This is a genomic window from Streptococcus milleri (assembly GCF_900636525.1).
GTDB classification, from domain to species: domain Bacteria; phylum Bacillota; class Bacilli; order Lactobacillales; family Streptococcaceae; genus Streptococcus; species Streptococcus hominis.
Genome location: NZ_LR134288.1, coordinates 803,368 through 816,822, shown reverse-complemented (window position 1 = coordinate 816,822; position 13,455 = coordinate 803,368). Strand labels below are relative to the sequence as shown.

10 protein-coding genes, 1 tRNA gene and 1 pseudogene are annotated in these 13,455 nt (G+C 39.2%); 1 reads left to right on the top strand and 11 read right to left on the bottom strand.

Annotated features, from left to right (window positions below; translation table 11 throughout):
• Position 1 precedes the first annotated feature (1 nt).
• The 6 genes and pseudogenes from era to EL087_RS03990 form a co-directional block, all read right to left on the bottom strand.
• Positions 2-901 carry a GTPase Era gene (gene era, locus EL087_RS04015; protein WP_126406968.1) on the bottom strand — a complete coding sequence of 300 codons (900 nt, stop codon included), beginning with the start codon at positions 899-901 and terminating at the stop codon, positions 2-4.
• Positions 902-968: 67 nt separating this feature from the next.
• Positions 969-1,373, bottom strand: coding sequence for a diacylglycerol kinase family protein (locus tag EL087_RS04010; protein ID WP_003042629.1), 405 nt, complete (start codon positions 1,371-1,373; stop codon positions 969-971).
• Complete coding sequence (ybeY, locus tag EL087_RS04005) at positions 1,354-1,851, bottom strand: rRNA maturation RNase YbeY (RefSeq protein WP_126406966.1); 498 nt, start codon at positions 1,849-1,851, stop codon at positions 1,354-1,356. Before ybeY ends, EL087_RS04010 begins: the two co-directional genes overlap by 20 nt.
• 118 nt (positions 1,852-1,969) lie before the next feature.
• Positions 1,970-2,689: pseudogene (locus EL087_RS04000) on the bottom strand (ABC transporter ATP-binding protein); the annotation flags it as partial.
• Between the two features lie 398 nt (positions 2,690-3,087).
• Positions 3,088-3,160 (bottom strand) — tRNA-Thr (locus EL087_RS03995).
• Positions 3,161-3,304: 144 nt separating this feature from the next.
• Positions 3,305-3,874, bottom strand: coding sequence for a GNAT family N-acetyltransferase (locus EL087_RS03990; RefSeq protein ID WP_003042227.1), 570 nt, complete (start codon positions 3,872-3,874; stop codon positions 3,305-3,307).
• 131 nt (positions 3,875-4,005) lie between these two features.
• Here EL087_RS03990 and ald point away from each other — a divergent pair, with 131 nt between their 5' ends.
• Positions 4,006-5,121, top strand: coding sequence for an alanine dehydrogenase (ald, locus tag EL087_RS03985; protein ID WP_126406964.1), 1,116 nt, complete (start codon positions 4,006-4,008; stop codon positions 5,119-5,121).
• A 699-nt stretch (positions 5,122-5,820) separates the two neighbouring features.
• Here the strand turns inward: ald and EL087_RS03980 are convergent.
• The 5 genes from EL087_RS03980 to EL087_RS03965 form a co-directional block, all read right to left on the bottom strand.
• Entirely contained in the window at positions 5,821-10,863 is a 5,043-nt protein-coding gene (locus EL087_RS03980) for a Cna B-type domain-containing protein (RefSeq protein WP_126406962.1), read from the bottom strand.
• 309 nt (positions 10,864-11,172) lie between these two features.
• Positions 11,173-11,385: a hypothetical protein gene (locus EL087_RS09235; protein ID WP_164558120.1), complete on the bottom strand. Its 213-nt coding sequence runs from the start codon at positions 11,383-11,385 to the stop codon at positions 11,173-11,175.
• Complete coding sequence (locus tag EL087_RS03975; RefSeq protein WP_126406960.1) at positions 11,382-11,708, bottom strand: TfoX/Sxy family protein; 327 nt, start codon at positions 11,706-11,708, stop codon at positions 11,382-11,384. The genes EL087_RS09235 and EL087_RS03975 overlap by 4 nt, the downstream gene beginning before the upstream one ends.
• Before the next feature lie 2 nt (positions 11,709-11,710).
• Positions 11,711-12,211 carry a GNAT family N-acetyltransferase gene (locus EL087_RS03970; protein ID WP_037607742.1) on the bottom strand — a complete coding sequence of 167 codons (501 nt, stop codon included), beginning with the start codon at positions 12,209-12,211 and terminating at the stop codon, positions 11,711-11,713.
• A gap of 130 nt (positions 12,212-12,341) precedes the next feature.
• Positions 12,342-13,406 (bottom strand): PhoH family protein, encoded by a 1,065-nt coding sequence (locus tag EL087_RS03965; RefSeq protein ID WP_126408141.1) that lies wholly within the window; start codon positions 13,404-13,406, stop codon positions 12,342-12,344.
• Between the last annotated feature and the right edge of the window lie 49 nt (positions 13,407-13,455).

The following is a 13,455-nucleotide window of genomic DNA, read 5'->3' as shown; positions in this document are numbered from 1 at the left end:
CTCAATACTCCTTCTCATTATACCCAAAATCTGCCAAGTCTAGCTTTTTGTCCCGCCAGTTTTTCTTGACTTTAACCCAAGTTTCAAGAAAGACTTTATCACCCAGCATGAGTTCAATGTCGCGGCGTGCCAAAGAGCCGATTTTCTTAAGCATAGAGCCGCCTTTGCCGATGATAATGCCCTTTTGACTGTCTCTTTCCACCATAATGGTAGCACGGATATGCACTTTATCAGTCTCCTCATCCCGCTTCATACTGTCAATGACTACCGCCACCGAATGCGGAATTTCTTCACGTGTCAGCAATAAAACCTTTTCCCGAATCATCTCAGAAACCAAAAAACGCTCAGGGTGGTCGGTAATCTGGTCAGCTGGAAAATATTGGAAACCTTCCTCTAAGTTTTCACTTAAAATATCAACTAGATGCGAAACATTATTGCCTTGAAGAGCAGAAATTGGCACAACTTCCTTAAAGTCCATCTGCTTGCGGTAATCATCAATCTGACTCAGCAGCTGATCCGGGTGTACTTTATCAATTTTATTGATGACCAAAATAACAGGAACTTTAGCCACTTTTAAACGCTCCATAATCATATCATCACCCTTACCGCGTTTTTCATCGGCAGAAACCATAAAAAGAACTGTATCCACTTCACGCAACGTACTGTAAGCGGATTCCACCATAAAGTCGCCCAAGGCAGTCTTAGGCTTATGAATTCCCGGTGTATCAATAAAGACAATCTGCTCCTGATCTGTCGTGTAAATCCCCATAATCTTGTTACGAGTCGTCTGAGCCTTATCACTCATAATAGCAATCTTTTGCCCCATAACGTGATTTAAGAAAGTAGACTTTCCAACATTTGGACGTCCTAAAATAGCAACAAATCCTGATTTAAAGGTCATTTTTCACCTCGTTTATTCCTTATTAGTCTAATATAAGAAAATCGGAAAGGATTCTCCGATTTTCATGTTAAAAAAGCAAATTCCAAATTTTCGGAACGAAAATAATCACTCCTGTTATAACCGCAAAACCGGAAACAACCAAAACAGCTCCAGCTGCCATATCCTTGGCATTTTTAGCTCGCATGGAAAAGTGATAATCACTAGCTAAATCCACCACATTTTCAATAGCTGAATTCATAATCTCAAAAGAAATGACTAGAAAAATACTCAAAAAGAGAAAGAGCCACTCTATCGCAGATACCTGAAAAATCAACCCTGCAAGGACCACTACAACTGCTGAAACAGCATGATTGCGCATATTACGTTCTTCTTTGATTGCCGTAAAAATCCCTGTCAGAGCAAATTCTAAACTCGAAATCACATCTCGATTTTTCCATTTGCGTTTGTTTGTATTATTGTCTTGTAAGTCCATAAGCAGTCAAAATTTCTTCCTGTAAGCCAAACATTTCCGCCTCTTCTTCTGGCGTATAGTGATCGTATCCATTGATATGCAGAAAACCATGTACTGCAAGAAAGCCCATTTCCCGCTCAAAGCTGTGACCATATTCTTCTGCTTGTTCACGCGCCTTATCTATGGAAATAAAGAGTTCTCCGATATAGGCATTAAAATCCTCTAACATTTCCGCCAGCTCAGGATTTTCTAGTAAATCCTCCTCGTCAATGGCAATGTCCAGCTCAGGCTTATACTCCAAACTGATAACATCTGTCGGACAATCTGTATTTCGATATTCCAAATTCAGCTCATGGCTGCGCTCGTTGGTAACAAATGTCACTGCCATTTCTTTTTCTTCTTTGCCAATCTTTTTAGCAGCAAATTCCAGTATATCATGTGTTTGCTTGATGATTTCTTCTGAAACTTGCCCTGTCTCGTCGACCATTTCTATATACATATTACACCTACTTTATTAGTATCACTTCATTATACCATATTTCAGATAGGGGTGCCTGATTTATTAATCATTTACTATTTCGTTCTGCTCTTTACTTCACATTTTTTTCTTTCAAAACTTATACTTGTTGCTGGAGACGGCTCATTTGAGCATAAATGCCATTTTGTTTTACCAATGTATCATGTTGCCCTCGCTCCACAATCTTTCCTTCAGAAATAACCAAAATTTGGTCTGCATCTTGAATGGTGGACAAACGGTGAGCAATGATAAAAGTTGTCCTCCCCTCCTTTACCACAGCCATTGCTTTTTGAATCATTTCTTCGGTTTCTGTATCAATATGAGAAGTTGCTTCGTCCAATATTAAAATTTTGGGATTAGCGTAGAGAGTTCGAGCAAATGAAATCAATTGCCGTTCACCGCTCGAAAATGCTGCCCCTTTATCCCTTACAGGTTCATCAATTCCTTTTTTACAACGAGCCAGCAAGTCCCCTGCACCGACCTTTTCTAAAGCTTCCAGGACTTTTTCACGATTGATGCCTGAATGAGTCATCGCTACATTGCTTGCTAGCGTTCCCGTGAATAGATAAGGATCTTGCAAGACAATTCCCATGTGACTACGAAGACTTTCCCGAGAATATTGTTGGATGTCTTGTTGATCAATATATATTTTCCCTTTTTGAGGATCGTAGAAACGACAAAGTAGGTTCATGATAGAAGATTTTCCAGAGCCGGTATGTCCCACCAAAGCAATCGTCTCCCCTTGCTTTGCCTTAAAGCTAATATCATGCAGAATAGTCTTGCCTTTCTCATACGCAAAGCTCACATGTTCAAATGTGACTCAATCTTTTTTGTACAACTTAATATGCTTCATTTTTCAAATGTTCTGCTATTTTGTTGCTGCAATGTGTTAAAAGTCGATCCTCTAAGTAAATCAAGACGTCTCCCAAGAATACAGCAAGTATGTAAAATCTAGCTAATTGCAGAAATTGAACCTGACGATCTTTTCCGTTACTAATTTGCGCAAGCAGTCCATCAATCATATCTCTCAAAAAGAGGGGAGATAGTTGGTATGGTCAGTGTGAAAATCTAATTTAGATATGTTACAGGTATATTTCCACAACTAGTTACAAAAATTACGAAATAGCTAATCAAGGAGTGACCTACAGAAATACAAAAGAAATTAGATAATATTAATGCAAAAAAGCCCATTAAAATTGGGCTTTTTCCTGTTCATCATGCTAATTGCCGGGATCGAACCGGCGACCTCATCCTTACCATGGATGCGCTCTGCCAACTGAGCTAAATCAGCAGTACCTATCTACTATATCATGCAGACAGATTCTTGTCAATAGATTTGAAAAATGTTTTCATCATAAGAGAAAGAACTTTTTGCTAAAACGTTCCAAAAAGAACCTAATCACCATTAAAATTTCCTATAAATATCACGTTCACATCAGTGTTTTTCAAAATAATCTTCCTTTGTCAAACGATAATATGCTCTCTGAGAAATTCGACCTTCTTTATGTAAATCCAAGGCTGCATACGGATCTATGTGAGAAAAGTTCATACCTGCCTTTTCCATAACTCGTCCTGAAGCTGGATTTTCAACATCATGGAGAGCCAACAACATATTCATATCCAAACGTTCAAAAGCCAGTCGAATTATTTCTTTCAATGCTTCCGTTGCCAAGCCCTGATTCCAGTAATTCTTATGAATCACATAGCCGATAGCTGCCTTTTTGAGGATCGGATCCAGCTTGTGTAGGTCAATGCTGCCAATTAGTTTACCACTTTCCTTCAGCTCAATCCCCCAATTTCCAAGTGGTCGACCCATAAACAAACGAGCAATAATATTTTTAGTTTCTTCCAAATCTTTATTAGGTAAAAAAGTATAGCGAGTATTTTCTTCATCAGAAGAATATTCAAACATAGCCTCAGCGTCATCTAAGGTCACAGGTCGTAGGAGCAGGCGCTCTGTTTCCAAAGTTCGGTTTTCAGCTAGCTTTAGATAAATACTTTCCATTTTGCACGAACCTCCTATGTTGCCTCATAGCATAACATAAATACTCACTGAAATCAATGTTTCTAATTTTATCTTGATTTTTAAAACGTTTTCATATACAATAAAAACATCTCAAAAAAAGGAGTAAATCTATGTTAATCGGTATTCCAAAAGAAATTAAAAACAATGAGAATCGTGTTGCTTTAACACCAGCTGGCGTTCACAGTCTCGTCCAAAAAGGTCATCAGGTTTTGGTTGAAACCAAAGCTGGTCTTGGTTCTGGATTTACAGATGCTGACTATAAAGCACAGGGAGCAACAATTGTTGAAACTGCAGCCGAAGCTTGGGCGGCTAATCTAGTTGTCAAAGTAAAAGAACCCTTAGCTGCTGAATATGTTTTCTTACGTGACGATCTCTTGCTTTTCACTTATCTGCACATGGCTGCTGCACCTGAATTAGCTGATGCTATGACGATTAGCAAGACAATAGGAATTGCTTACGAAACCGTTCGTGACCAAGAGGGGCATCTCCCCTTGCTTGTGCCCATGAGTGAAGTGGCAGGACGTATGGCTGTACAGATTGGAGCTCACTTTCTAACCAAACAAGAAGGTGGTTCTGGTGTACTACTGGGCGGTGTTCCAGGTGTTCCTAAAGGAAAAGTCACTATCATTGGAGGGGGCGTTGTTGGAACACACGCAGCTCGCATCGCTTTAGGACTGGGAGCGCAGGTCACTATTCTTGATATCAGCGCTAAACGCCTGTCCGAACTCGAAGACCTTTTTGGCCACCAAATCCAGACCCTTATGTCTAATTCTTTCAATATTGCCGAAAGTGTCAAAGACGCTGATGTAGTGATTGGAGCAGTATTAATCCCTGGTGCCAAAGCTCCCAAGCTCGTTACTGATGAAATGGTCAGTAAAATGCGACCTGGATCTGTTATTGTGGATGTAGCCGTTGACCAAGGTGGAGTTGTTGCAACTGCTGATCGTGTAACCACTCACGATGAACCTGTCTATGAAAAACATGGCGTGCTTCATTATGCAGTTGCCAACATACCTGGTGCTGTTGCTCGCACATCAACTCTTGCTTTAACAAATGTAACACTTCCTTACATTGAAGCTTTGGCGGACAAAGGGTTTGAACAAGCTATTGCAGATGATTTGAGTCTACAACAAGGAGTTACTACTTATAAAGGATATATTACTAACCGACCTGTCGCAGAAGGGCTTAATCGTGACTACACCGATATCAATGATTTATTAGTATAAATTTCGAAAAGGATGGCTTCGCCAAGTCCTACCCACCACCTCAAAGTAATGCTTTGTATAATCACCTATTATTGCTTTTATTATAAGAACAATTTGAGTCTGAGAAAAATAGTGTCTTAGACTCTTTTTATATAAAAATTGAGTCTGTATAATAAAAAACTCTTGGTGTCAATCCCCATCTAAAATGGACAGGTAAAAAAAGTAACTGTTAAAAGATATGACTCCTGATATTCCCTAGGAGTCATATCTTTTAATCTTTCTTATGGTCTATCATTATTATACCAGTCTAACTTTTAATTTGGGTGAGAAGTTCCTCTCTGTCTAACGGTGGATGTAACCACAAGGACTCACTTTTGAAGTGTGAGAGGAAATTTTCACACAAAGCATTATTATAACAATCCCCCTTACCTTCCCATACAACTCCTTGAACTCCATTTCCTTCTCCTTCCTTGTTCTTACCTCTTTAGAGTATCATGAACGAAGAAGCTTTGGACTGCTAATCGCTATTCTTTCTTTTATTGGCTCCCTTCTGCCCCTCTTGGTAGCCTCCCTGTCGCTTCAGAGTGAAAACAAGCAAAAAGAGAGAACTTCGTCCCTCTCTCGATCTTAGGTCTAGTCACCCACTACAGTTGACAATGAGCCTGAAAAAGCCCACTAGATTTCTCTAATGGACTTTCATTGTTCTATCTGATGATAGAATTACGCCTTCTTCTTTAACAAGTAAGCAGCTCCACTTAAGGTGAACAGACCTGCAAGTAATGCAAAGAATGAATTTTGACTACCTGTTGAAGGGAGAATTTTCTTCTTCGACTTCTCTGGTGTACTTGGTGGGGTTTGTGGAATTTGTGGCTTCTCTGGTGTATGACGATTCGTGATATTCATACCATCTACCTTCGGTGTGTAACCTTTCGGTACCGCAACTTCTTCCACCGTATAAGTGATTTCCTTACCTGCTTCATATTTGGCAAGTTGTTCAAAATTATATTTCCATCCAGTTGCTGCGCTTGCTGTTGCTACTTTGCCTGTATCTTTGCCATTTGCAAGCAATCTTACTTGAATCTCTTTTGGACGAAGACCGTCTTTGTCATTGTCATCTTCCCAAGTCTTTTGACCGCTAACTGAAGTAGTAGCTGGAATGTAGCTGTTGACAAGATTCATGCCATTTGCTTTAGAGGTATAGCCTTTTGGTACATCTGCTTCCTTAACAGAGTAAACAATTTCTTTCCCATCCTTGTAACGATCCAAACCTTCAAAGCTGTATTTCCAATCAGTTGCTTCGCTCGCTGTCGCTACTTTACCTGTGTCTTTGCCATCTGCCAATAAACGAACTTTGATTTCAGTAGGACGTTTTCTGTCTTGGTTATTACTGTCATTCCAAGTCTTTTGACCTGTCAAGTTTACCTTTTCTGGAGTATGCTTATTGGTAATTGTGTATTGATTGTTTCCAGATGGTTCAACTTCTGATTTGTAAGATTCTACGGCAACTTCTTGAACCTTATAGACAATTTCTTTACCGTTTTCATACTTCGGTAATGGTTTGGATTCAAATGCCCAACCTTTTTCTTCTGAAGTTTCAACTTCATCAACGATTGTGCCGCCTTTCAGAATTTGAACCTTGACTGTTTTGGTTCGCTTGCCGTCTTGGTTGTTTCCATCTTCCCAGACTTTCTTACCAGAAATGACGATTGTTTCTGGTTCATGGGTGTTTGTGATTTCTTGACCCTTGATAGATGTTTCATATCCTGCTACAGCATCTTCCTTGACAGAATAGACAATTTCTTGACCTGCTTCGTATTTTGGAAGATTAGTAAAGGTATGTTTCCAAACATTGCCATTTGCTGGGTCTGCTTCAGCGACTTTGATATCATATTTCTCAACTTCGGTAGTTACACCGCCAACTGTCTTCATCAAGTGAACCGTGATATGATCTGGACGTTTGCCATCTTGGTTATTATTATCATTCCAAGTCTTCGTCACTTGATAATCAATCATTTTTGGTGTGTATTTGTTGGTAATATTGAAATCATTGATTTCGCTAGTATATTCAGAAACGACTTCTTCGGTCAGGCTATATTTAATCACCTTGCCTGCTTTGAATTTAGGAAGTTTTGTAAAGACTGTAGACCAAGCGCCGTCAGCTGCCGCTTTCACTTCTTTGGAAGCTACTTTTTCACCGTCAGCCAAGAGGTTGACCGTAATCGATTTCGGACGTTTGCCATCTTGGTTATTGGCATCATCCCAGTTCTTTGTGGCTTTAATGTCAATCGTTTCTGGAGTATATTTGTTCGTGATTGTAAAGCCAGTTGCTGCATCTCCGCTGATTTCACTTGTATAACCAGCTACTGAGCTAACTTCAACTACTTTATAATCAATCGAAGTTCCGCCTTTATCTGCATCTAAATCTGTGAAGCTACCTGCCCAGCCATTAGCTTCTGACAATTCAAGTGTTTTTCCAGTATCCGTGCCATCTGCGAGGAGTTTTACTGTGATAGAAGCTGGGCGTTTGCCATCTTGGTTGTCGGCATCATTCCAGACTTTTTTCACTGGAATTTGTGTTTTAGCTGGCGTGTATTTGTTCGTGAAGACAAGGTTACTGGCTTGTTTAGAAACGGTTGCTTTTAATTCAGTAGCACTGACTTTTTCAACCTTGACTTCTACTTCGTAAACCGTTGAATCATAAGTTACTCCCGCTTCATTTCCAGAAACTTCTGAAACGGTGTACTTATGTGTACCAACTTGATTTTCGTCGTAAGTCAATGGGGCAAATGAGATATCGCCATTTGCTTCATTAGTGACTGTTTGAAGGACTTTGTCACCTTCTTTTAGAACAAAACTATACTTACCTGCTTCTAGCGCTTTATCTTTTAGAACTTTCTTCGCTCCAAGAGTAACTGATGTAGTACCTGCTGGAGTGTAGGTATTCTCGAATGCTTTTTCATCGTCGTAAGCAACAGTTGCTTTAAGGACACCTTTACCATTGTCCACTACAGTCACTGTGGCTGTGATGGTTTTAGTATCGTACTTGATACCTGTAGCATTACCCGCTTTCTCAGCAATCTTATAAGTATAAGTGCCTGCTTCATTGAAGGTCAACTCTTTAAACTTAACTTTTCCGTCCTTGTCATTCTTCTTAGTATCTTGAACCACACCGTTTGAGTCAGTCAAAGTGAATTCAAACTCATCACCTTGAAGCTGAATCGGTTCATTTGTGTTCTTATTGATCAACGTTTTCGTTGCAGCAACAGGAACTTTCACTTTAGTTGCTTTATAAGTATTTACGAATTTCTGAATTCCACCATTATCAATGACAGAAATGGCTCCAGGAGGAAGCAATGAGTCAGAACTTGCGAAATTCGCAAAAGGAGCCATTAAAGCAGAAATCTGGTTATAAAGAGGTGTTGCAACAAGTTTACCTTGTCCAGGATCATACACAGAAACGGTGACGTGAACACTTCTTGAATCGTGAGTCACACCGTTAATCGTTTGACCAGCATGAGCTTCAACAATAGTGAATTTGTACTGTCCTTCCTTGTCGAAAGGAATATCCTTGAAGACAACATGACCATTGGCATCATTTTTAGCGCGTTGAACTTCGGTTCCTTTCTCATCTTTCAAGATGAATTCAAATTCATCTGCTTGAAGAGGAGTCGGACGATTACCAGTCAATTCTTTATCAACGAAGATATCAGTTTTAGTTGGTAATAATTTATATGTATTTGTGACAGTCGTAGCATCTGTTTGATTGGCTGTGTAGCCGCCTACGGTAGTGACTGGTTTTTCCTGAGCATCTACTTCTTTAACACTATAAGTGTACTTCGTAGCATTTGCATCTGTCGCAGGAAGATTGGTCCATTCAACAGTTCCATCTGTCTTTGGAACTTCTTTCTTCTCAGCATCAGCTACAGCTTCCTCAGTTCCACCTTCTAATGTACGATACAGTTTGAAATAGAATTTTGGACGGGCATCAGCCTTACCACCAGACCATACTTTCTTAGCAGTCACATTTGTCTGTGGAGGAAGATAAGTATTGGTGATTTTGGTCATCTCGTCATTGTAAGAGACAACGTAGTTGTGGCTACCTATTTCGACTTTTTCATTTCCTTCCAAAGGCAAAGCTGTCTCATCTTGAAGTTCGCGAACAGAGTAGACTAACTCTGTGGTTCCATCTACATCATACTTAGGTAGTTGATTTTTCCACTCGTAAGTATAAACACCATTGGACTCAGTTACCTCAGGAGTATAGTTCCCTGAGACAGGTTTTGAATCTGCAACAGTTTGTCCTTTCTTGTGGACATACAAGCCAAGTTTGACTTCTTTGTAGTCAGTTTTCTTTCCGCCTACCCAAGTCTTGGTTGCTTTAAAATCAACTGTCACACGTTTATTAGAGATGTTGAGCGGAACACCTTTTCCTTCTTTCAATTCTACTTCAAACTCTTGACTATTAACAATGTAACCCGACTTCGTTTTCTTTTCTTTGACAATATACTTCCCATCATTGAGAGCCTTTGAAAGAGCAATACCGTTTTCATCCGTTACCACTGTATCAACTACTTTATTAGTCGCTTTATCAATAATGTCAAATTTAACATCTTTCAACTTAACATCTGCATCAGCTTCATCGAATTTAGTAATTTTGATCTTTCCAGCAATATCAGCAGTAACAGTTGCACCTACAGATTTAACCGTCTTTAAATTAAACGTTGCTTCTGTTTTGGTTCCAGTACTACCTCCGTATTTTTCCCAAATAAGTTGTGGTTGGTTATCAATCAAGTACTGCGCTGAGTTACTTATCGTTGAAGTATCTGCTGGTGAGGACGTATCATACGTTAAGAAAAAGCTCTTTGTTCCCATATTGGTCGGCATGAGCAACTCAAATCCTCGTTTCCCATTGACAAAGGTCAACAAAGCCTTTTTATCTGAGTCAGCCTTGTATGCCTCCGGATCGGTTGTGATTTCGTATTTATCACCTATATGTTTAAGAGCAGATGAATTCGTATTCGTCGTCTCAAATTCTGCTTCATACATATAGAAAGTATCTTCCACATAGTTAGCGAAGGCTCCCTTTGAAACATCATCCGTAATTTTTACCACATGTCCAGTCATATCTTTCTTAGCGCGATTAATTTTCATTTGAAAATGTGCCCTCGCCTTATTGTTATCGTTATAACCGTACTTTGTAATAGTTTCTCCAATCACTTCAGTCTGTTGATATTTATTCACTTTATACGTGATGGTCTGTTTTTTACCATCTGGTAAAACATAGGTAACCGTTTTCCCCTCTTTTTTGAGCGTTTCAGTTGCTTCTGCAACAAAGTCCCCACGGATATTTTGCTTGTCCTTCACCTTGTCATTGAAGGTAAATACTAGCCGATGGTTGGCACTTTCTACCTTCACAGTTCCCATCTTTGTATTTGAATTTTTATCGATGAGATCCAGACTACTATCTGTCAAACTCAAGTTATCTGGAGCCTTTACGATAAAGTAATCACCATTCTTGATTTCATTAGCTGCCACATTGGGAAATGAGAATTTACCTGAATATTTCAATTTCATCGAAGTATCATTTGAACCATGAATTCCTTCAGTCTCGCTTCCTGTAGATGCGATAGTAATCTTCAAGTCCTCGATTTTAGCCTTATCGGTAACGTCGGCAGCAGAAACCCGCTGGACGTTCCAGAAACCTATAACAGTAAAGACCGTGAATAAAGATAAAAAGAAAATTATCCACTTCTTTGTCTTCATAATAAATTTCTCCTTTTTCTAATTTTTTATAAGTTAATAGCATAATATCAATATTGTACTACAATTACTATTATACTTCAAATCAGTTAAAAAAAACATATCTTTTAAGGAAGTTTTCTTGACAGATTGTCACCCTTTGATTTATTTTTATTATGATAAGAATAAAGTAATTAAGACTATTTCACGAAACACAACAATAAAAGTGCTATAAAATTCATACAACGAGTAAGTCCACTGGAGATTATGAACTTTCTGAAAGGCCAAAACAATACTAACATCGTTCTTGAACTCCCATACCCCAACGCTAAGCTAGAGACTAGCAACAACCTCTTCAAAGTCATCAAGCGAAATGTTTTTAGCTTTTGAAACTTTGATAAGATAAAAAATGCATTTCCACGTTTTATCCACTGGGGTAATCTTCCACCACCTATCATTTAAATTCGGAGCTATATCTGGTAAATTGACTGCCTTTTTAGCCATAACAAAAAAGCCCTTAGCAGGCTTCTTTGTCGCTTTGTTCACATTTGCTTTTTCTTTTTAGGTTTAGGTAGCGGCAATTGATCATACATGGCTAAAATTAAATCTTCTAGAAACACCTGATTTTCAAGGTCTTCCACTAAAATCATTTCTTTGGCACCTTCGTATGGAAACTCAAACGAAGGTTGGTCAATCTTATCTAAGACTGCTTGCACAGGTTTAACTAAAAAGCGATTATCATAAATACCACCAATAATCTTACCACGGAAGTAAAGAATATACTCTCCCATCATAGAACGGTAAGCCACATCATCTAATCCCGATAATTGCTCCAAAACAAATTCCAAATAGTTTTTACTTGATGCCATTTCTAACCTCTTAAGCTCTGTTCAACGATAACACCCGTATAGAGTTCTTGCTTGACCTCACTTCCAATTGGTTTGAAGCCCTGCTTTTTCCAAAAATGCTGAGATTGTGGATTCCCCTTGATATAAGCCAAACGTGCTTTTCGAAAGTTTTTAGCAAAATAGGTTAGCGCTTCTGTCACAATCTGGCTGCCAATACCTTTCCCTTGATAGGTCTGATTAACCATAAATAGACCAATAAAAACTGTCTCCTCATCAGGATAGGCATAGACAAAATCCATAACAGCTACAAGGTTAGAGCTATCCCAAAAGCCAACATAAAACTTATCAGCCTTAGCTTTACCTTCAGGTAGACGAAGCATGTCCTCTTTTACACTTGCCAAATTTGGCTTTGGTGGACAATACTGAAAATATAGAGGATTGCTTTCATATAAAGATAAAATACTTGGAATATCCTTTTCAGTTAGTATTCTACAGCTGTAATGCTTAGATAGTTGGTCAATCATCTTTTCAAATTCCTACTTTCTTGTGCCCTGTGATTATGACATAGGAAGATGCATTGATAGTCATCAGCCACATAGCAGATTCTTTTGCAAGCGTACTTCCTCAAAATCAGTCGTGTACAACTTGTTCAGATTAGTCAAGAGATAGCCCTTCATCATCTTCCGACTCCTTGACTGGCTCGCCGACGATTTCGTGGCTAGCTAAACTTGAATTTTCTTCTTTAGAAAAATGATGATGCGCCATTTCAGTAGAATGTTCATAAGCTTGGATAATCTCTGCAACCACAGGATGACGCACAACGTCCTTGGCTGATAAGTAAACGAAATCAATTTGCTTGATATTTTTCAATTTCTCTGTCGCATCAATGAGACCTGATTTACTGTTCTTCGGCAAGTCAATCTGACTAATATCCCCATTGACAATCATCTTAGAATTAAAACCAAGTCGGGTCAAAAACATCTTCATCTGCATAATGGTCGTATTTTGCGCTTCATCTAAGATGACAAAAGCGTCATCTAATGTTCGTCCACGCATGTATGCCAAGGGGGCTATCTCTATAATTTCTCGCTCCATAAGGCGCGTAGTCTGTTCTTTCCCAAGAATTTGGAAGAGTGCATCGTAAACGGGTCTCAGATAAGGATCTACTTTTTCTTTTAGATCTCCTGGCAAGAAACCAAGACTTTCCCCTGCTTCAACCGCCGGACGAGTCAAAATAATCCGCTTGACCTGACCGCGTTTGAGAGCTGTCACCGCCAAGGTCACCGCAAGAAAGGTCTTCCCTGTCCCTGCTGGTCCAATCCCAAAGACAACATCATGATTCTTAATGCTATCGACATACACTTTCTGCCCTAGGGTCTTGACACGAATGGGCTTGCCATAAGAATCTTTGATAATTTCTTCCTCATACAGAGCCACAAACTTATCAATTTCACCATTTTTAACCATGGTAATAGCCGTCACTACATCTGGCGTCCCAATCGTCATCCCGCGATTCACCAAAACTAGCAGAGCTTGAAGCACCTGGCGAGTCTCCTCACAAGCTGCTTCGCTACCAATAATCTGGACAACCTCCGTCCTTGCATGAATGGTTACCTGTAACTCCTGTTCCATTAAACGCAAGTGACGTTCATTGGAACCAAAAAGATGAAAAGCATCATCCGGATGCTGTAAGGTAATTTCTACTGAATGTTCTTGCAAATAAAGAACCTCTTTCTTCATATTATTTACTATTATTATAGCAAAGTAA